The 18,861-nt window shown below is 63.3% G+C and carries 17 protein-coding genes and 1 tRNA gene; 9 read left to right on the forward strand and 9 right to left on the reverse strand.

The features are described from left to right. Window positions 1-100 precede the first annotated feature (100 nt). Window positions 101-685 carry a CarD family transcriptional regulator gene (locus tag ACQ6S1_RS13480; RefSeq protein ID WP_445041722.1) on the forward strand — a complete coding sequence of 195 codons (585 nt, stop codon included), beginning with the start codon at window positions 101-103 and terminating at the stop codon, window positions 683-685. 163 nt (window positions 686-848) lie between these two features. Continuing rightward, window positions 849-1,706, forward strand: a complete 858-nt coding sequence (locus ACQ6S1_RS13485) for an RNA polymerase factor sigma-32 (protein ID WP_445041723.1) — start codon at window positions 849-851, stop codon at window positions 1,704-1,706. Here the strand turns inward: ACQ6S1_RS13485 and ACQ6S1_RS13490 are convergent, their stop codons facing one another. Both ACQ6S1_RS13490 and ACQ6S1_RS13495 read right to left on the reverse strand, forming a co-directional pair. After that, the gene (locus ACQ6S1_RS13490; protein ID WP_445041724.1) at window positions 1,707-3,164 is read right to left on the reverse strand and encodes a M48 family metalloprotease; all 1,458 of its coding nucleotides are present in this window, start codon (window positions 3,162-3,164) and stop codon (window positions 1,707-1,709) included. It lies immediately after the preceding gene. 8 nt (window positions 3,165-3,172) lie between these two features. Further along, window positions 3,173-3,838: a thermonuclease family protein gene (locus ACQ6S1_RS13495; RefSeq protein WP_445041725.1), complete on the reverse strand. Its 666-nt coding sequence runs from the start codon at window positions 3,836-3,838 to the stop codon at window positions 3,173-3,175. Window positions 3,839-4,025: 187 nt separating this feature from the next. On the opposite strand from ACQ6S1_RS13495, the gene ACQ6S1_RS13500 reads away from it, so the two are divergent. Beyond that, a tRNA-Arg gene (locus ACQ6S1_RS13500) sits at window positions 4,026-4,102 on the forward strand. A 26-nt stretch (window positions 4,103-4,128) separates the two neighbouring features. Here the strand turns inward: ACQ6S1_RS13500 and glf are convergent. After that, complete coding sequence (gene glf, locus ACQ6S1_RS13505; RefSeq protein WP_445041726.1) at window positions 4,129-5,274, reverse strand: UDP-galactopyranose mutase; 1,146 nt, start codon at window positions 5,272-5,274, stop codon at window positions 4,129-4,131. A gap of 380 nt (window positions 5,275-5,654) precedes the next feature. Here glf and ACQ6S1_RS13510 point away from each other — a divergent pair, with 380 nt between their 5' ends. Next, complete coding sequence (locus tag ACQ6S1_RS13510) at window positions 5,655-5,879, forward strand: hypothetical protein (protein WP_445041727.1); 225 nt, start codon at window positions 5,655-5,657, stop codon at window positions 5,877-5,879. Between the two features lie 18 nt (window positions 5,880-5,897). On the opposite strand, the gene ACQ6S1_RS13515 is transcribed toward ACQ6S1_RS13510, so the two are convergent. Further along, window positions 5,898-7,313, reverse strand: a complete 1,416-nt coding sequence (locus tag ACQ6S1_RS13515) for a mannose-1-phosphate guanylyltransferase/mannose-6-phosphate isomerase (protein WP_445041728.1) — start codon at window positions 7,311-7,313, stop codon at window positions 5,898-5,900. A gap of 184 nt (window positions 7,314-7,497) precedes the next feature. Here ACQ6S1_RS13515 and ACQ6S1_RS13520 point away from each other — a divergent pair, with 184 nt between their 5' ends. From ACQ6S1_RS13520 to ACQ6S1_RS13535, 4 genes are all read left to right on the forward strand, one after another. After that, window positions 7,498-9,114: a GMC oxidoreductase gene (locus ACQ6S1_RS13520; RefSeq protein ID WP_445041729.1), complete on the forward strand. Its 1,617-nt coding sequence runs from the start codon at window positions 7,498-7,500 to the stop codon at window positions 9,112-9,114. A 151-nt stretch (window positions 9,115-9,265) separates the two neighbouring features. Then, the gene (locus tag ACQ6S1_RS13525) at window positions 9,266-10,162 is read left to right on the forward strand and encodes a glycosyltransferase family 2 protein (RefSeq protein ID WP_445041730.1); all 897 of its coding nucleotides are present in this window, start codon (window positions 9,266-9,268) and stop codon (window positions 10,160-10,162) included. Between the two features lie 32 nt (window positions 10,163-10,194). Beyond that, complete coding sequence (locus tag ACQ6S1_RS13530; protein WP_445041731.1) at window positions 10,195-11,004, forward strand: glycoside hydrolase family 16 protein; 810 nt, start codon at window positions 10,195-10,197, stop codon at window positions 11,002-11,004. A gap of 102 nt (window positions 11,005-11,106) precedes the next feature. Beyond that, complete coding sequence (locus tag ACQ6S1_RS13535; protein WP_445041732.1) at window positions 11,107-11,850, forward strand: glycosyltransferase family 32 protein; 744 nt, start codon at window positions 11,107-11,109, stop codon at window positions 11,848-11,850. On the opposite strand, the gene ACQ6S1_RS13540 is transcribed toward ACQ6S1_RS13535, so the two are convergent. The 5 genes from ACQ6S1_RS13540 to ACQ6S1_RS13560 form a co-directional block, all read right to left on the reverse strand. Next, window positions 11,847-13,271: a hypothetical protein gene (locus tag ACQ6S1_RS13540; protein ID WP_445041733.1), complete on the reverse strand. Its 1,425-nt coding sequence runs from the start codon at window positions 13,269-13,271 to the stop codon at window positions 11,847-11,849. The two genes, ACQ6S1_RS13535 and ACQ6S1_RS13540, sit on opposite strands and share 4 nt — an antisense overlap. Before the next feature lie 19 nt (window positions 13,272-13,290). Continuing rightward, on the reverse strand, window positions 13,291-14,541 hold the full coding sequence (locus ACQ6S1_RS13545) for an oligosaccharide flippase family protein (protein ID WP_445041734.1): 1,251 nt from the start codon (window positions 14,539-14,541) through the stop codon (window positions 13,291-13,293). An 8-nt stretch (window positions 14,542-14,549) separates the two neighbouring features. Beyond that, window positions 14,550-15,527, reverse strand: coding sequence for a hypothetical protein (locus ACQ6S1_RS13550; RefSeq protein ID WP_445041735.1), 978 nt, complete (start codon window positions 15,525-15,527; stop codon window positions 14,550-14,552). After that, window positions 15,524-16,594, reverse strand: a complete 1,071-nt coding sequence (locus tag ACQ6S1_RS13555; RefSeq protein WP_445041736.1) for a glycosyltransferase — start codon at window positions 16,592-16,594, stop codon at window positions 15,524-15,526. Before ACQ6S1_RS13555 ends, ACQ6S1_RS13550 begins: the two co-directional genes overlap by 4 nt. 176 nt (window positions 16,595-16,770) lie before the next feature. Continuing rightward, the gene (locus ACQ6S1_RS13560) at window positions 16,771-17,877 is read right to left on the reverse strand and encodes a glycosyltransferase family 4 protein (protein ID WP_445041737.1); all 1,107 of its coding nucleotides are present in this window, start codon (window positions 17,875-17,877) and stop codon (window positions 16,771-16,773) included. A 254-nt stretch (window positions 17,878-18,131) separates the two neighbouring features. Between ACQ6S1_RS13560 and ACQ6S1_RS13565 the strand changes: the two genes are divergently transcribed. Then, window positions 18,132-18,812, forward strand: a complete 681-nt coding sequence (locus ACQ6S1_RS13565; protein ID WP_508162246.1) for a sugar transferase — start codon at window positions 18,132-18,134, stop codon at window positions 18,810-18,812. Window positions 18,813-18,861: the final 49 nt, after the last annotated feature.

The following is an 18,861-nucleotide window of genomic DNA, read 5'->3' on the forward strand; positions in this document are numbered from 1 at the left end:
GATCCGCGCCCCGCGGGTTCGCCGAACCGGGTACCGGGTCCCCGACCCGTAAGCGAGCGGCCCTCCAAAGGCCGCCGTCAGTGACATGGAGTGCACGCCGATGACCACCGCCGCCAAGAAGACACCTGCCCGTCACGGTTTCAAGACCGGCGAACACATTGTCTACCCTGCGCATGGCGTTGGCGAAATTGTGGCCATCGAGGAACAGGAAATCGCCGGGCACAAGCTGGAGCTGTTCGTCATCACCTTCACGAAGGACAAGATGACCCTGCGCGTGCCCGTGTCGAAGATCGCCAATGTCGGCATGCGCAAGCTGGCCGAAACGGATCTGATGTCGAAGGCCATGACGACGCTGGCCGGCCGCGCCCGCGTGAAGCGTACGATGTGGAGCCGCCGCGCGCAGGAATACGAAGCCAAGATCAATTCCGGTGATCTGATCGCCATCGCCGAAGTGGTGCGCGACCTGCACCGCGCCGACACGCAGCCCGAGCAGTCCTACAGCGAGCGCCAGCTCTATGAGGCTGCGCTCGACCGCATGGCGCGCGAACTGGGCGCTGTCGAGAACCTCACCGAAACCGAGTCGGTGAAGAAGATCGAGGACATTCTCTCCAAGAGCCCCAAGCGCGCCCCGCGGGCCGCCGAAGAGACCGAGGAGAGCGAAGGGGACGAGGCGGAAGCCGCCTGATCTTCCGAGAGATTTGTGCATCAAGGCCCGGCTTCAAGCCGGGCCTTTTTCGTTGGGGGCATGCTTTTTAGGGCAGCAATCGAACCAATCAAGCGCTGTGCCGTTTCTTCTTATGATCCCCGTTGCGCTGCGGCGCTGCGGGACGGTGGAAGGAGCGTTGATCATGGCAAGTGCCGAAGGTGTAGGTCCGGGTTTCGTTCGCAGAGCGATGAACGCGCCATTCCTTCAGCGGGACGAGGAGCACGTGCTCGCCGTTCGCTGGAAAGAGGGCCGCGAGGAAGCCGCCCTTCACCGTCTGGCCGCCTCGCATATGCGGCTGGTGATCTCGGTGGCCGGCAAATTCCGCCATTACGGCTTGTCGATGTCCGACCTTATTCAGGAAGGCCATGTCGGCCTGTTGGAAGCGGCCGCGCGTTTCGACCCCGACCGCGAGGTCAGGTTTTCCACCTATGCCACGTGGTGGATCCGCGCCGCGATCCAGGATTACGTGCTGCGCAATTGGTCGATCGTTCGCGGAGGTACGAGTTCGACCCAGAAGGCTCTGTTCTTCAGCCTGCGCCGTCTGCGCTGGCGGCTGGCGCGCCAGTCCGAAGGGCTGAGCAACACCGAGATCTATCGTGAGATCGCACAGGCTGTTGGCGTGTCCGAAGCGGACGTGGCGACGATGGATTCCCGGCTTTCCGGGCCGGACATGTCGCTGAATGCACCGCTGACGGACGGTGAATCCGACAGTTCGGAACGCATGGACTTTCTGGTAGACGACGGGCCTTTGCCCGAAGAGATCGTGGCCGAGCGCGTGGACGAGGGACGCCGCAACGACTGGCTACGAGATGCGCTCAAAGTGCTGGACGAGCGCGAGCTGAAGATCATTCGCGCGCGGCAGCTGGCCGAGGAATCGCAGACGCTTGAGGCTCTCGGCGCTGTTCTCGGCATCTCCAAGGAGCGCGTCCGTCAGATCGAGCATCGCGCGCTGCAGAAGCTGAAGCGCGCGTTGGAAGGTGGAATGGCCGCCTTCGTCTGATCACTCGACGATGAGCTTGACCCGTTCCCCGGCCTTCACTTCCTCTGCGGAAGTGAAGCCGTTGATGATGAGGAAGCGCTCAAGCGCGCGATCCTGAATGGTCATGCGCGCGGCAAGGCTGGCGGCCGTATCGCCGCGCTTGACCTCGACCGCCGCAACACGCTGCGGACGCACGTCGACGGCTTCCGACCCGGTGAGGCGGCGGAAGCTCATCAGCGAATTGCGGAAGGCGACGTCCGTCTCTGGCGTCAGATTGCGGGTGGCATAGACCAACCGATAGACGTTGAACCCGAAGCGGACGCCGACGAGGCGGAATTGCCAGTCGCGTCCCTGGGCCTGTGCGGTCGCGGCCGGGAAGCCGTTGATCGTCAGCTTTTCGACCGGGCCGACCTCGACGCCTTCCATGAGGTCCGTGCCGAGATATTCGCCGATGTCGCGGCTGGGCGGCACTTTCACGCTGTCGAGGCGCAAGGCCGTGTCGTTCGGGCCGAGGCCGACGATGGATTCCGCAGCGTTTTCCAACGCGAAACCGGGCGGCGCGTCGAACACGAAGCCGAGCACAGGATGGATGAAGCGGCTGCCCCGCACGAAGCCCTGGCTCGGATCGTCACCATAGACCATGCCCTGGACGGCGGTGAGGAAGGCGTCGCGATCACGCGCGCCATCACCGGGTTTGCCGACTTTCTCAGCTGCGGCGAGGGCAAGCTGCACGCGCTCAGGCGTGGCAGGATGGCTGGAGACGAGATCGGCCGAGGATTGTGATTGGGCCGTGGCGCGCAGGCCGGCATTGCGGCCCATGGCGTTAAGGAAGCGGGCCTGCGCGTAAGGATCGTAGCCGGCCTTGGCGAGCGTGCGGACGCCGATGCCGTCGGCCTCTAGTTCCTGTTCGCGCGAGAACTTGGCCAAAGCCATGCGGGAGCGGGCAAGCGAGGCGGCGCCGGATTCCGGATCGTTCAGAACTTCGGTTGCGACACGGCTGACAAGGGCGGCCTGACGCTCCCGGTCGGCGCGCACGAAGGCGTGGTGGGCGGTGACATGGCCCATTTCATGCGCGATGACGCCGGCGATCTCAGCGCTGTCGGAGGCGAGCGCAAGAAGCCCGCGCGTGACGTAAAGATCGCCGGTCGGCAGCGCGAACGCGTTGACCGAAGGCGAGTTCAGCACGGTGACGCGATAGACGATGTCCGGCCGGTCGGACGCGCGGCTGATGCGGGCGGAGATGCGGGTGAGCAGCGCATCGAGCGCCGGATCGTCATAGGCTCCGCCATAGGCGGCGAGGATGCGGGTGTGTTCGCGCCGGCTGGGCGTATCGGCCCCGACCACACGCGGCGCGACGCTGGGCGCGAGGCCGAGCGTGGGCGCATCTGCCTTCTGCGTGGCCGAGCAGGCCGCGAGAAAGAGTGCGCAGAAGGCGACGAGACCGAGGCCGCCATGGCGTCTTGCCAAACCGAACCGCATCGACGCCGTCACCGCTCCATCGCCGCAAGAGGCTGCCCATCGAGAGATTCGATGGGTTCCGACGGATTGGCCACAATGGCAGGCCCGTTTCGCCATTCGAGCCAGCCGCGCACACGGACCGCGCGCCCGGCCAGATCCTCCGGCGATGCGCCCTTGCCGAGTGCGTCCCAGTCCCGTTGTGCGATCACGATGCTCAACCCGTTTTTCCAATATTGCGCAAAATTCAAATAGACGCGACCCCGGAAACTACGTCCGGACGCGAGTGTGCCTTCCGCGACAACATGTTGGCCCAAACGGGCGGTGAGGGCGGTGATATCCCGCACCGGAACCTGGCTGCCGCCATCGCGCCAGATGCCCAGTTTGCCCGCACGGGCGCGGGCTTCAGCAGCAAGATAAGGCGTCAGGCAGGTGTCGCGTCCGATCGAGGCGGCGTGGCCGAGCCCTTCTGCGATGAGCGTTTCGGCGGGATTGACGCCCTCCGGCGTCTCGATATGCGCCTGCACCCGCGCCCAGCGATCGAGCGGCCGCGACATGGGGCGCAAGGTGATCGCCTTGCCGGCGGTGAGCGCGTCCAGGCGGGAGCGGGCTGCTGCGGAGGGCGCGATGATGCCGGCCACGCGGACGATGCGGCCGTCTTCAAGCCTCAGGGTCTCGCCGTCCAGGGCGCGATCCACGGTAACCCCTCCGGATGCCGGGGGCGGGCAGGGCGCGGCGCGGGCCGTGAAGACAAGGCAAGCCGCGATCAGGAGCGATGCGCAAAAGGAGAGGACGCAACGGCGAAACATGAGGCTCGATCTTGCCCGCGAATGCGTGCGCAACGGGCTGCAAATCGCCCGCGCCTATGCTAGCACAGGCCCCGGCGGTCCCGTAGCTCAGCTGGACAGAGCGGCGGTTTCCTAAACCGTAGGTCGGAGGTTCGAGCCCTCCCGGGATCACCATCTCTTCGATATCGAACCGCGTGTCCTCAGCCGGCCCGCTCGGCTGTTTGGCCGTCGCCACGTTTGCGCCGGTGGACGGGATGGGTTTCCTCGATGCGCCGGAAGGTGGCGAGCGCCTGCCCGACGACCTGGTCCATGTTGTAATAGCGATAGGTGGCAAGGCGACCGACGAACCAGACGTCGGGTAAAGCGCGCGCGAGGGCTTCGTACTTCTTGAACAGCTCGGCGTTCTCGGGCCGCGGCACCGGGTAATACGGGTCGCCCACATCGCTTGGATATTCGTAGGTGAGCGTCGTGCGCGCGCTCTGCTGCCCCGTGAGGTGCTTGTATTCGGTGATGCGCGTGTAATCGTTCGTCTGCGGATAGTTCACCACCGCGACCGGCTGGTGCCATTCGACGTCGCGCGTCTGGTGGTCGAAGCGCAGCGAGCGATAGGGCAGCTTGCCGTAGCGGAAGCCGAAGAATTCGTCGATCGGGCCGGTGAAGATGAGCCGGCTGTAGACGATCTCCTCGCGGATCTCGGCATAATCGGTCTGCAGCATCACCTTGATGTTCGGATGATCGAGCATGCGCTCGAACATGCGCGTGTAGCCGTGCAGCGGCATGGCCTGGAACGTATCGCCGAAATAGCGATCGTCGCGATTGGTACGGGTCGGCACGCGCGACGTGACGGATTTGTCGAGCTCGGACGGATCGACGCCCCATTGCTTGCGGGTGTAGCCCCGGAAGAATTTCTCGTAGAGTTCGCGGCCCACTTTGCTGACCACGACATCTTCCGAAGTGCGGATCTCGTCGACCGGCTCGGCGCGTGCGGCGAACCAGCTCTCCAGTTCCTCGGATGTCAGATCGAGCCCGTAGAGCGTGTTGACCGTGTCGAGATTGATGGGGATCGGCACGAGGAGCTGGTCGACCTCAGCCAGCACACGATGCTCGTAGGGGCGCCATTGCGTGAACTTCGACAGGTGATCGACTATCGCGTCCGAATTGGTGTGGAAGATGTGCGGCCCGTATTGGTGCATCAGGATGCCGGCATCATCATAGCGGTCATAGGCATTGCCGCCGATATGCGGCCGCCGGTCGATGACGAGCACCCGGTCCCCGCGCTGGCTGGCCAGTCGCTCGGCCAGGACGCTGCCGGCAAAACCGGCTCCAACGATCAGCCAGTCAAACACGAAGACCCCCATTGAGGAGAGGAGCAAAAGGACGCGGGACAGCGAAACGAAAACTTGCACACGCCACACGGGATTGCATCTGATTTTTTATGAAAATAGGCAAATACAATCAGGATGTTATCGCGTTTCTGTATAAATATTGAACTCGCATTGCCCTGATCATAATCAGATGCCGCTAAGTATTTGATATGCAACCAAAAGGTGTTGCGGTTTGTGCGCTTATGAAGGCGGAGCGGCGTCCCTTGGAGAGGGGGTAGGCCTGTCCATCCGGTCGTTTTCGGAAATTTGAATCAAAAGCTTGAAAGCGGACAGATGCGAAAGGCCCGTTTACATCGTAAAGCTTGGCCGATTACGCTGCCCGGCCAATATTGGAGGTAATCATGAGCGTTCAGCCAGTACCTCAAAGAAACCCCGATTTTGAGGCGGCGCATTATCGTGTCGAGGCCGACCGGCTCTCGGCATTGGCCGAAGATGCCGCGTCGCAATCGGAATGCATCTATTACCGTGATTTGGAGCGCGTCTGGCGAACCCGCGAGCAATTGCGACTCGAACAGGCGCGTTTCTCCGAGACGATCGCCCTGCCGGATGCTGCGCCGCGGCCGTAGCCGCGGCGTCCGGGGCGGCTAGCGCCCGTAGATATCTCCGAAGCGCTCGATGTCGTCCTCACCGAGATAGCTGCCGGTCTGCACTTCGATCAGTTCGAGATCGATGCGGCCGGGATTGCGAAGCCGGTGCATCGCGCCTTGCGGGATGTAGGTGGATTCGTTCTCCGAGAGGATTTTCGTGGTCTCGCCGATCGTAACCTCGGCCGTGCCGCGCACGACGACCCAATGCTCCGCCCGGTGGAAATGCTTCTGCAGCGACAGGGTGCCGCCCGGTTTCACGACGATGCGCTTCACCTGGAAGCGCGAGCCGGAATCCAGGGACTGGTAGAAGCCCCACGGCCGGTAGCCACGGGCATGCGCGGTGGCCTGCGCGATCTTCTTCTCGCGCAGATGGCCCACCAATGCCTTGACGCCTTCGGCATCGGAACGGTTGGCGACCATCACCGCGTCGTCATCGACCACGACAACGACATCCTTCATGCCCGACAGCGCGAGGACAGGCTTGTCGCTGATGGCGATGCAGTTCTCGCTGCCGACCATCTGGGCAGGGCCGCGCGTGACGTTGCCGTTCTTGTCCTTCGGACTGGCATCCCAGATCGCGGACCACGTGCCGATATCGGACCAGCCGCAATCGACCGGGATGACGGAGGCGCGTTCCGTGCGCTCCATGACGGAATAATCGATCGATTTGGCCGCGATGCCGAGGAAACGATCGGCCGGCAGGACGTGGAAGCCGAGATCCTGCTCGATGCCGGCGACGGCCTTGTCGACGCCGGCCGCGCTGTCGGGCTCGAACCGGGCGTAATCCGCCAGCATGGCCTCGGCGCTGAAGAGGAAATTGCCCGAGTTCCAGAGATAGCCTTCTTGGACATATTGCTCGGCGGTGGCGGCGTCCGGCTTCTCGACGAAGGCGGCGACGGGATGAAGACCGCCTTCGCCGATTTCGGGCGCAGCCTGGATATAGCCATAGCCCGTGACCGGCCCGCTGGGCGTGATGCCGAACACGACGATGCGCCCGGCTTCCGCCGCAGGCAGAGCCGCGACGCAGGCCCGTGAGAATGCCTCCGGACGTTCCACCAGATGATCGGCGGCGAGGGTGAGGAGCACCGCGTGCGGATCGCGGTTGTGGCAGAAGCGCGCTGCGACCGCGATGGCCGGCCCTGAATCGCGCCGCCCCGGTTCCAGCAGGACATCGGCCGAGATGCCGAGCTCCGCGAGCTGCTCCGCCACCTGAAAGCGATGGTCCCGGTTGGCCACCACGATGGGGGGCGCGAAGATCTCGGGGTCCGAGACCCTCAGCAGGGCTTCCTGGAAGCTCGACCGGTCGCCGATAAAAGGAATGAACTGTTTGGGCCGGCTTTCGCGAGACGATGGCCACAACCTGGAGCCTGCGCCGCCGCAAAGAATTACCGGTACGATTCTGGTCCCCGTCATAGGAATGTGCCCCCGACCAGCCGCATCTTGTTAACCCTTATACCGGTCTGAACCGGACGCCAAGGCGGGTTTTTCTCTCGGCTTTTCCACGGTTTCGGACGAAGTCAGTCGCTGGCGCGATAATTGCAGTCGCCGTTTTGCAACAACCGAAGCGTGCGGCGATGTTGTGGCGCGGGGGCCGGGCATGATCGTGGCCGAGGGCGATGGGCGTTCCCCACATTACGACGTGTGCGTGATCGGCTCCGGACCGGGCGGGCTGGCCCTCGCTCTGGAATGCGAGGCACGTAATCTCTCGGTGGCGCTGGTCGAGGCGGGCACGGGCCGCCCACGCCGAAAAGCCCGTCCCATCTTCACCGCGGACATTCTGGACGAGGAGCGGCACGTGCCGCTGCATGTCGGCGCCCGCCATCAATTCGGAGGAACCTCGACCGCCTGGGGCGGGCTGTGCGTTCCGCTCGATGCGATCGACTTCGCGGTGCGCGATTACGTACCGGAGTCCGGTTGGCCGATCGCCCATGCCGAAATGATGAAATGGGAGTCGGCGGCCCGCCGTTTTCTGGGCCTCGGAGATCGGGAATTCACGTCCGACCTGCCGCTTTGGGAAATGCAGGGCGGCGTGGATGCCGGCAGTCTGGGTCAGATCACCGCGACGTGGAATCTGGCCCATTCCTATGGCCCCCACATCTCACGCTCGCAAAGGATCCACCTCTATTCCGGGATGAGGGTGCTGGCGCTGGAGGCCGACAGCGAGAGGGAGATTATCCGGGGCCTGCGCGCATCCGGACAATCCGGCATGCGGGCCGGGCCGAAGGCCGACATCTACGTGCTGGCGGGCGGCGGCATCCAGACCACCGCCCTGTTGCTCGACCTTCAGGCAGAGCATCCGCTTCTGTTTCCGCCCGAAAGCCCGCTCGGCCGTTTCTACATGGGCCATGTGACGGGCGAGATCGCGACCATCATTATCGGACGGCCGGAGGAGGCGGGCGATCTTCTGGTCCAGCTCGACCGCACGGGGGTGGCGCATCAGCGCCGCTTGCGTGTCGCCGACGATGTGCAAACACGGATGCGAATGCTCAACACCGCCTTCACGCTGAGGGCCGCGCCGCTGATGAACAGCGAGCATGGAAGCGGCGCGCTATCGCTCGCCTATATCGCCTCGCACACCGCGATGCTGCGGGGGCTCGCGCGTTCACGCGGCTTGCGCAGCACCGCCGCCCGGCGGTGGGGCGGCATGGTCAGCCATCTCGGCAACATCCTCAGGCGGCCTCATGTGACGCTCGCGGATACGGCGCGGCTGCTCTGGATGGCGCGTCGGGGCAAACTGCCGATCCTTCTGCCCAATCCCCACGGCCATTATTCGCTGCGCTACCACGCCGAGCAGGCGCCGAACCGGCAGAGCCGGATCTTCCTGAGCGCGCCATCCTCCGGCGAAACAGGGCCGCGCCTGTCGATCGATTTCCGCTATTGCGAGGACGACGCCCGCTCCATCCTGCGGGCGCACGAGCATTTCGACGGGGCCTTGCGCGCTTCCGGCAAGGGTCGGCTCGAGTACTGGCAGGAGCCCCGGGCCCGGATGGACGCGGTGTTGAGCCAGGCCCGAGACGGTTACCACCAGATCGGGACCACGCGCATGGGTGCGAGCCCGAGATCGGGCGTGGTGACGCCGGATTGCCGCGTGCACGGACTGGCCAATCTGTTCGTGGCCTCAAGCAGTGTTTTCCCGACCTCGGCGGCGGCAAACCCGACCTTCAGCATCGTGTGTCTCAGCATCCGGCTGGCCCATCACATTTCGCAGCTGTAACGGCACCATCTGGGCGCGTAAGCGTACAGACTTCCCGCTTTGGTTGGCATGCTTTCTGCTTACGGGAAGGCGAAGATCGTCGCTGCCGGCCCGGTGGAAGGCGCGAGCGGACTCACCCCTGTCGTGATCGGAAGATCGTGGAGTGTTGTTCATGGCGCCAGCACCTCTTTTCGTGGCGATCCCCACATCCGGGCGACGGGTCGTCCTCAACGAAACCCTGCTGGAGATTTCAAGACAGACGCGCCTGCCGGACGAGGTGCTGATCTGCCCCACAACGCCAGACGATGTGGATATGGCATTCGTCGCGTCACTGCCACTGAAGGTCAGTCTCGTGGAAGCGCCTCGGGGGTCCTGTTACCAGCGCAACGCCATCATCGACCGATTGTGCGCGCACGACGACGCGCTCCTGACATTCTTCGACGACGATTTTTTTCCGATGGCCGATTATCTCCAGGAGGTGGAAGGATTTCTCGCTGCGCAGCCGGATGTGGTGTTGGCATCCGGCCTGGTTCTGGCCGATGGGGCTCCGGGGCCGGGTCTGTCGACGGACGAGGCGCGGGCCATCATCGCGGCCGGCCATCGGCAGGTCGACGAAGCCGCCATTCGCAGCGTGTACAACGGCTACGGCTGCAACATGACCGTGCGGATGTCTGTGCTGAGGATGCATGGTCTCCGGTTCGACGAGGATCTCCCGCTTTACGGTTGGCTTGAGGATGTCGACTTCAGCCGCCGTATTGCCTCTTATGGTCGGGTGGTGATCAACAGCCGCATGCAGGGCATTCACCTGGGGGTGAAGCGCGGGCGCATTTCGGGAGTGCGTTTCGGCTATTCGCAGATCGCAAACCCTTGGTACCTGTTCCGCAAACGCACGATCGATGCGGATCGTGCATTGATCCAGGTCGCCCGAAATGTGGGTTCGAATATACGGCGTGCGCTGCGTCCCGAGCCCTACGTGGACCGGAGAGGCCGATTGCTTGGAAATCTTCTGGGTGTGGTCGATTTGCTGTGCGGACGCGCGCACCCGAAGAACATCCTCAAGTACAAATAGCGGGAACACCACAAACGATCATGGAGCTACGCATGACGGACCTTAACTGTCGAGTGTTTGCGTTTGCTCTGCTGATTTCGATTGCTGCGTTTACGCCGGTCGAGGCTCAGCAGGCGGCAAATAAGGCGGAACGCCTGAACCTCGACGGCTACCGGTTGGTTTTCGCGGATGAGTTTGACGACCTCGACGTCTCTCCTTGGGGGCCGGGCACCCGCTGGATAGCCCATACGCCCTGGAACGGTGATTTCGGCGATGCGAAATTCGTTGATCCCCGGCCCGGTTTTCCATTCACGGTATCGGACGGCATCCTCAGGATCGAGGCGCGCAAGAACGAGAAGGGGCGGTGGGAATCGGGGCTGTTGGCGGGCCATAATCTGAAAGGCAGCGGCTTTGCCCAACAATACGGTTATTTCGAAATGCGGGCCAAGCTGCCACCCGGTCCCGGCGTTTGGCCGGCCTTCTGGCTGATGGGCATTGAACGGACGCGTTATGCCGTGGAAATCGACGTTCTCGAATTATATGGCCGTGACCCGAGGTCGATCCACAGCGTTTATCACATCTGGTCGATGGACAAGGTCTACCCGGCCCGCAAGGTGCCTCATGTGGCGCGATTTGACTTCGATCTGACCGAAACATTCCACCGCTTTGGGGTGCTGGTCGCGCCGGACGTGACAACGTTCTACCTCGACGGTGAATCATATTGGCAAATTGAATCGCCGCCTGAGTTTGCGCAGCCCTTGTTCCCATTATTGAATCTTGCGCTCGGAAGCGGTTGGCCGATCACGGACACTCCAAATCCTTCGTATATGTATGTCGATTACGTCCGCATTTACGCAAAATAGCCTTAGAAATGCTGCGGAGGTGGCCTCGAAAAGTTTTTTCTATTTTGAGGAATGGCATTTATACAAATCAACCGGGCCTTCGTGTGCCTGCCGAGGTGACGCATGACGATTCCGAAGATCATTCATCTCTGCTGGTTCGGCGGCGGCGCAATGAGCAGCAAGATCCAAAGCTGCGTCAGCTCGATCGAGAGCCTGCGTGAAACAGGCTATGAGGTCCGCACCTGGACCGAGCAAAATTATGATTTTCGAAAATCGGAGGCTATCAGTCGGGCTTACGATCGCCGAAAATGGTCTCTCGTCACCAATTACGTTCGCCTCGACGTGCTTCAAGAATATGGCGGTATCTATCTGGACACCGACATTGAGGTGGTTCGACCCTTCGATCCTCTGCTGAACCACCAGATGTTCATCGGCTTTATGTGGGATTCGACTTTGGGCACCGCGGTGATCGGATGCGAGCCGGGTCACAAGGTGGTCAGCGAGATCAGGGCCATGCACGATCATGATCCGGATACGTTGATCTCGCCGAATAACGACACCCTCACGCAATATTTCCTCGATCATGTGCCAGGGTTTCGCCTGAACGGACGGAAGCAAACGGTCGATGGCATTCATGTGGCCGATCGCTATGCCTTCGAGCAGCCCTCCTTCGGCAAGAGGCTGAACTACACGATCCACCATTTCGAGCAGAGTTGGAAACCCAATTCCGGCCTGAAGAAGCGCATCAAGGCTCTGATCATCGGCAGCGGATCGCTCTGGCTGTACCGAAAATATGTCTGCTGGAATTCGCTGAAGAAATCGCCGTTTCGGGAAGCCTTCCTGCGCGCCGTCAAGGAAGGCGGCTAGGCCGCGATGCCCGGCTCGGGAGACGACGGCTGAGCAAGAGGCTGCCGGTGAATGCCATGTGTCACAACGCATCCGAAGTGGGTAATGAGCCCGTAGATTGCGGCTACGCCCACGCCGAAATCCGCGGATGTCCCGGCAAGCGCCGCAAGCGCGAGGCACACCAGCAGGCTCGCCTTCAGGGAGACAAGTATCTCTAATTGCCCGGGGGAGCGCGCAGGGCTTCGGCGTCCGAAGGTCTGTAGGATGAACAGCGCCATGAACAGGCTGGCGACCAGCCCGGTGTTGGAGAGCACGGCCACGAACCAGTTGGACGCCCGCGCGGACCCCATCCCAACACCGATGCCGCTGGTGGCCAGAAAGCCGTTGAAGGCCGTCTCGTTCCAGCTCATGCGCTCGAAATAGGAATCTGACGTCACCTTCTCGAACAGCATGAGGTCGACCATGCGGTGGGCGTAATCGATCCAGTGAGGGGCGAACAGAAGCACTCCCAGACCGGTCGCGACCAGCCCCGTGGCCACGAAATAACCAGTGGCGGAACTGCTCCGGTACTCGATCACGGGCGTCGTCAGGCGCCGCAACCAGTCCGTTGCCAACAGGCCGAGGCAGAGGATGATGCCGACATAGGCGGTCGATGAGGTGGATAGGACCGCCAGCAGAAAGAGCACCAATGCAAGGCCGGCGGCGAACGTGCGCCAGCGGCCCCGAAAGCCGGGCACCAGAAACGCGACGAGCGCGGCATAGACCACCGCCAGAGCGCCGAAGGATGAGGCCTCCGCCATCAGCCCCGTGAGACGACGCACGCCCAGCGTCTCCACCTCCGTCAGAAGCGCGTAATTCACCGTGCGGAATGCGTCGAGAACGGTTGAAAGGCCCGCCGCGTCCAGCGCCATGACCGCGAAGCCGGAAAGTGCGAGAACGGCGCCGCCGACGAGCACGCTTTCCCGGACGCGGCCCCCGATCTGCCCATCCCGAGGCAGGGCCGCGAAGACGAGCGTGGTGGCGACCGAGAGCGTGAGATAGGCCATCTGGGTGAAATTGTAGGAGCCGGGGCGCAGAGGCTGGGGCCCTTCCTTCACGCCGGAAATGGAGACCACGTCCACCGCGCCGGCGAAGATGCGTGGCGCGAACGCCGTGACTATCAGTGCCATGGCCCAGAACAATGTCAGCCAGCCCAATCCGCGCAGGTCGAAGGCGAGCGCGATGGCCCGGCGGCGCATGCCTCCATCCAGCAGGCTTTTGCCGACGAGGGCGGCGGCGCAGACGGCCTGCGGCAGAAGATTGATGCCGCCGACCGCCTGTACGGGAACCACGGCCAGCGTGCCGAAGGCGGCCGAGGCGAAGAACAGATGGAGCAGCACCGGTCCGCGGCTGAAGACGCCCCAGGTGAGGAGAACCCAGAAGACGAGCACGGGCCACGTCAATGTGCGATCACCTCACGGTTCAGGCCGGGCTTGCGACGCCCTGTGGAGTGGGGAACAGGCGGTGGCGCCGCGCATAGACCACCCCGGCCATGCACAAGGTCACCATGGCCTCGGTGATGGTGGTGGCGGCTGCGGCGCCCACGCCGCCATAGAGAAGGCAGAGCGGCACGAGCAGGGTCAGGTTCAGCACGCCCGCACCGAGCGTGATCTGCATGAACGTCCGCGTCATGCCATGCGGCAGCATGATGTTGATGCCGAGAATGTTGCTGAGCCCGACGATGAACGGGACGGGCGCGAGCATGCGCACGATATCCGCAGCCCCGACGAAGTCCGATCCGAGGAAGACCTGAGTGACCATATCGGCCGAGACGTACATCAGCACGCTGAGCGCCAGCGTCACCGCCGCCTGGACGGCGGCGACGATCGTCATCAGGCGACGCGCGCGATGGGGTGCGTGGACGAGGAGATTGCTCACGCGTGGGAAGACGCCCATGCTGACCGGGCCGATCACCCCCTGCACGCCGCGCTTGATACGGTCCGCGCCGGTGTAGAGACCGGCCTGGGCCGCTCCTGAAATGGCGGCGAGGACGAGGAGGTTGGCCTGGCTGTAGAGGCTGACGCCGCCCGTCGAGATGAAGATATGCATGCCCTCGCGAATCTCGCGGCAGGCGCCGGACAGGCTGGGCCGGACGGGGCCGAGCGACACGGTGCGTGAGACGGCGTAGAGGGAGGCGAGGGTCGAGATGAGGAACGTGCCGCCCTGGATGGCGGCCGCGATCACCACATCGTCGGGCGTGCGCACGAACAGGAAGATCAGCGGCACGGTGAGCAGGCGTCCGGCGAGGGAGGCCGAGGCGAAGCCCACCATCCGCTCCACCCCCTGCAGCAGCCAGCCGGCATTGAGGATGCTGAACACCACCTGCAGGAGATAGGCGAGGAGGACGGGTGCCATGGCGCGCAGGCCGGGCACCAGCAGGACGACGATGGCGGCCACGACGATCGCCGCGGTGGCGAGCAGTGCGCGCGCGAGCGACACATCCCAGAACAATTGGCGCAGCACCTCGGGGGAGGATGCGTTCTGCGCGGCCTTCTGCGTGGCGCTGAGGCTGAAGCCCCATTCGGACACCAGGGAGATGTAGCTGACGACCGCGCCCGCGATCGCCAGGTAGCCGAACGGCTCGAGTCCGAGCACGCGGGCCAGATAGGGCGTGGTGATGAGCGGAATGAGGTAGACGCTGCCCTGCCACACCACCAGCGCCGCGATGTTCATGAGAAATCTCATGAACTGGCCCCGGCGCCTGCCGGCTGGAAAAAGACGGCCCGCACCTCTTCGGCAAAGACTTGCCGCTCCTTCGCGATGACGTTGCGGTAAGGTGCCTGTGCCTGCTGATGCCGCGCGAAATCACCGAAGATGTCATCGACGAGATGTGCGAACGCTTCGGGAAGATCGGCGTCGATCGGGAGCTTGTAGAGGGGGGCGAGCCCGACATCCTCGTCGAAGGCGGCCGAACCACGAATGCCCACGACGACGACCGTGCCCATCATGGCCGCCTCGCGCGGTAGCCGGTCCTTGCCCGGATGCTCGCCGAAATCGATGTAAAGCTTGGCCTGGGCGAAGGCCTGTTCGACCTCGGCCTTCGTCATGTTCTGGATCGGCTGGAATGTGAGGTGCGGGCAGCTTTCGCGCAGGCGGTTCGTGATCTCGATCCCCTTCTTGGGATTGTAGAGGATCACGTCCCGGCGCGGCGCGGCATCCGGCGCGGGCGGCGACAGCGACAGGTAATCGGACAGCATGGCCCCATCCATGCCCCATTCCTTCAGGCGGCTGCGGGCATAATGGGATTGGAACAGATGGAGGGCGCCAAGCAGGGTCTGGACCTTCAGAAGGCTGCGCCGGTAGGCATTGGCCAGTGCGCGCAAGAATGGAGGCTCGCGCCGGCTCTCGAAGAAATCGAAGCTCAGCCACCAGACGATGTGACGGGCCTTCGAGCGCAGGGGAAGCGCAGGCACCATGGTTTCCGGCACGACGACGCAATCGCCCGCATCGAGCCCCAGCTCGTTGAGAACCGGCGTGTCGTAGCAGCGATAGCGCTCCGGCACCTCGGCTGCGGGGTCCGGCAGATAATGGATGAGGGCCTCGCCGCCCTGAAGGCGGATTTCGTGGACGAGTTGGTGGAGGAGCTCCGGTCCACCCGTGGAGGTGGCCGAGGGCGCAAGGACCACGACCCTGCTGTAGCGCGGCTGGGGCGGGGTCATAGCCGCTCCTCCACGCGCGCGGATTTCTCCACGCCGCTTCGCTCGGAAGGAGGCGGAACGAGCGTCATCTGAAGCGAGCCGAGCACGAAATCCTTGAGAAGAAGGGGCCGGCCGATACCGTCGCGCTGATCGTACAGGCCCTGCTTCACCAGCGTGCGGAACAGCGACAGGCGGTTGGCGATGCCTGCCGTCTCGTAGAGTTCCGCACGCGCGGCGAAGGAATGGCCGAGCGCCTGCCAATATTCCGCCGCAGCCTTCGCCTCCGACGACCAGGGCGATGCCGGGCGGCGGGCGAGATCCTGCATCAATTGCGAGCGGTGAAAGGCGAGCGCCATGTGCTGGCGCAGCGAAATGGCAGACCCGGTGAGCTTGCGGCGCATGCGCACGGATATGCTCTGCTCCATCCCGCCGAACACGTTCTTGCCGTGCTGGCGATAGGCGACGAGAGGATGCGCCAGCGTGACCGTAGAGCCCAGGCTGCCGGCAAGGAAATAGATCCAGCGGTCATGGGCGAGCTTCTGCGAGAAATCGTGATTGTCCGCGCCGCGCTGCTCCGGATCGAGCACCTCTATCAGCTCACGCCGGAACACCTGCGAGAAGCCGAAGAAAACCTTCCAGGGCGGCAGGGTCAGCGGGGGGCAGACCTGACCGCGTGTGATGCCCTGCGAAAAGAAGCCGATATAGTTCGACTGGCCGTCGATCAGGGTCGCGGTGTGGGCGCACATCAGCGCCTGAGTGGCGCACAATGCGTCGGTGCACCGTTCCAGCTTCTCCTTGTGCCAGACATCGTCCTGATCGCAGAAGGCGATGAAGGTGCCGGATGCGAGGCGTGCGGCCTGCAGGAAGTTCTCGCCATAGCCGAGACGCGAGGGATTTTCCCGCACGATGACGGGAAACGGCGCCGTGCCGGCAAACTCGCGAACGATTTCGAGCGTGCGATCGGATGAGCCATCGTCGCAGACGATGACCTCATGAGGTTGTTTCGTTTGCCACGCAATGCTCTGAAGCTGAGCACCGAGATGACGCTCGCCGTTGTAGGTCGCAAGCACCACCGAGACGTTCGACATTGGGGAGGCTCCAGGATTTCCGTCTGCTGTCCGTCATTGCCGCCATCCTCAAACGCCATCCACGTAATTTCCGGGGCCTCATCCTGGTCTGTGCCAGGCTTCCCGGCGTGGTCACACGCAGAGCGCGTATCGCAAAAGCTGTGCCACCCGATCCGCACGCTTCCGCGCACAGGACCTCAATGCGCGTCAGGTCCGAGGCGGCCGTCGATGCGCGCCATCAGGGCCAGGTAACCCAGCGCAGATTTGCGCCAGGAGAACGCTCGGGATCGTTCCTTGCCGGCCGCGGCGAGGGCGCGGCGGCGCTCCGGCTGGGCCTTGAGGGTGGAGAGCGCGTGCAGCCAGGCTTCAGGATCGTCGGGATCGGCATAGAGCGCCGCATCGCCACACACTTCGGGGATGCTGGTGCGGTCGGACGCGATCACCGGGCATCCCAGCGCCATCGCCTCCAGTGGCGGGAGGCCGAAGCCTTCCACGTAGGATGGAAATGCCAGGCACAGGCAGTCCGACAGCAATGCGGCGAGCTCATTGTCCGAGAGGCGGCCGGCCACGTGGACATTGTCGCGGGCGGCGGCGCCGGCCTCCTGGAACACGTCCGCATTGGCGTCTCCCACGAGGGTCAGGCGCAGCCCCGCCTGTGCGAGGCGATCGGCGAGCGCGACCAGCATGCCGACATTCTTGTGCGGCGCGCGGCTGCCCAGGACGACGACCACGTCAGGGCCCGAGGCGGCCACGACGGCGGGTGATCGCTCGGCCGTCCAGCTGGAAACATGCTCGTGCCCATTGGGCAGGACTTCGATGCGCTCTCGGGGAACGCCGAGGGATGCGATCCGGCGGGCCGAATAATCCGACACCGTGACGACCTGGCGTGCGCGCCGGGCGACGAGGGGGATGAGGGTGTTGTAGACGGCCCGAAATCGCGGCGAATAGCTTTGCGGAAAGTCCTGCACGTTCAGGTCGTGGATGCAGACGATGTTGCCACGCGGCAATAACGGCGCCGTGTTGCAAAGGTTGAGGATATGCCCCCGGCGATGGCGGGGCAGGGAGATCTGTTCCCAGACATGGCCCGAGCCCGGTCCGACCTCCCGCATCGTGACGGCCTTCATCGCGGGAGCCGGCGCTGATGAGCGCGGAAGAAATATTTCTACTTCCAGGTCCCGGGTCAGATCATGGCCCTCGGCAAGCAAGGTGTCGATCTCGTGCAAGATCTGACGCGCATAACGCTGAACGCCGGTAATGCTCTGCGTAAGGAAGCGTCCATTAATGGACCAAGGGCGGTCATTCATGGCGCCAAACCTTCAATTCGCGAAAAGCAGCGGCGGAAATTCCCTCATAAGGCGAATTTATATTGCAAAACCACGAATGTGCGATAAGGTACAAAATAAAGTTGTATAATTTTTGTGCAACTTATGATTAAATTTTATGCAACTTTAGGGTATTTCAGAGAGCGGTTGGCTGCTCAAAGAATCGGCTTGCGTCGATGGGGCGCTTCATCAACCATTTGTTAACTTCCCGTTCCGGTTGTGAGAGCAATCTCCCTATGAAGGCTCATGATCTCTCCTTCCCGATACAACTCTCAATTGAGGAATCTATCCCTTTTTCGCGGACGGCACGATACGTCGTCAAGCAGATGGCCGATTTCGCCATTTCGCTGATCGCGTTGTTTCTGCTTGCGCCGTTGCTGATCGGCATAGCGCTCTGGGTGAGGGGGCAGGACAGCGGCCCGGCCCTGTTCCGGCAGACGCGGATCGGGCGGGACGGACGCCCGTTCAAATGCCTGAAATTCCGCACCATGAAGATGAACGCCGAGCAATCGCTGGCGCGTCATCTTGCGGAGAACCCGGAACTTGCCGAGGAATGGAAGAAGACGCAGAAATTGACCTGCGATCCAAGGATCACGCCGCTTGGTCATTTCCTGCGCCGGACAAGTCTCGACGAGCTTCCGCAGCTGATCAACGTGGCGCGTGGCGAGATGAGCCTCGTAGGCCCGCGCCCCATCGTTCCCGATGAGATTCATCGCTACGGCGAGCATTTCTCCCATTGCTTTTCCGTGGCGCCGGGCGTGACCGGCCTCTGGCAGGTCAGTGGGCGCAGCGATTGCAGTTACGGCACGCGGATCGCGCTGGACACGCGCTATGTGGACGAATGGTGCCTGCAGAGCGATGTCGCGATCCTGCTGCGCACCATTCCGGCGGTGCTCAACCAGCGCGGCAGCCGATAGAGGGGCCATCCGCAAGCGGGGCGGGGCCAAGCAAAGCAGAGGTGATGTG

This window comes from Terrihabitans aquatilis, assembly GCF_052542005.1.

Excerpts from the sequence above, each read along its gene's own strand:
- ACQ6S1_RS13515 (WP_445041728.1), bottom strand. The coding sequence starts at position 7,313 with ATGACGGGGACCAGAATCGTACCGGTAATTCTTTGCGGCGGCGCAGGC.
- ACQ6S1_RS13490 (WP_445041724.1), bottom strand. The coding sequence starts at position 3,164 with ATGCGGTTCGGTTTGGCAAGACGCCATGGCGGCCTCGGTCTCGTCGCC.
- ACQ6S1_RS13525 (WP_445041730.1), top strand. The coding sequence starts at position 9,266 with ATGGCGCCAGCACCTCTTTTCGTGGCGATCCCCACATCCGGGCGACGG.
- ACQ6S1_RS13480 (WP_445041722.1), top strand. The coding sequence starts at position 101 with ATGACCACCGCCGCCAAGAAGACACCTGCCCGTCACGGTTTCAAGACC.
- ACQ6S1_RS13560 (WP_445041737.1), bottom strand. The coding sequence starts at position 17,877 with ATGAATGACCGCCCTTGGTCCATTAATGGACGCTTCCTTACGCAGAGC.
- ACQ6S1_RS13555 (WP_445041736.1), bottom strand. The coding sequence starts at position 16,594 with ATGTCGAACGTCTCGGTGGTGCTTGCGACCTACAACGGCGAGCGTCAT.
- ACQ6S1_RS13535 (WP_445041732.1), top strand. The coding sequence starts at position 11,107 with ATGACGATTCCGAAGATCATTCATCTCTGCTGGTTCGGCGGCGGCGCA.
- ACQ6S1_RS13530 (WP_445041731.1), top strand. The coding sequence starts at position 10,195 with ATGACGGACCTTAACTGTCGAGTGTTTGCGTTTGCTCTGCTGATTTCG.
- ACQ6S1_RS13565 (WP_508162246.1), top strand. The coding sequence starts at position 18,132 with ATGAAGGCTCATGATCTCTCCTTCCCGATACAACTCTCAATTGAGGAA.
- ACQ6S1_RS13545 (WP_445041734.1), bottom strand. The coding sequence starts at position 14,541 with ATGAACATCGCGGCGCTGGTGGTGTGGCAGGGCAGCGTCTACCTCATT.
- ACQ6S1_RS13520 (WP_445041729.1), top strand. The coding sequence starts at position 7,498 with ATGATCGTGGCCGAGGGCGATGGGCGTTCCCCACATTACGACGTGTGC.
- ACQ6S1_RS13510 (WP_445041727.1), top strand. The coding sequence starts at position 5,655 with ATGAGCGTTCAGCCAGTACCTCAAAGAAACCCCGATTTTGAGGCGGCG.
- ACQ6S1_RS13485 (WP_445041723.1), top strand. The coding sequence starts at position 849 with ATGGCAAGTGCCGAAGGTGTAGGTCCGGGTTTCGTTCGCAGAGCGATG.
- ACQ6S1_RS13550 (WP_445041735.1), bottom strand. The coding sequence starts at position 15,527 with ATGACCCCGCCCCAGCCGCGCTACAGCAGGGTCGTGGTCCTTGCGCCC.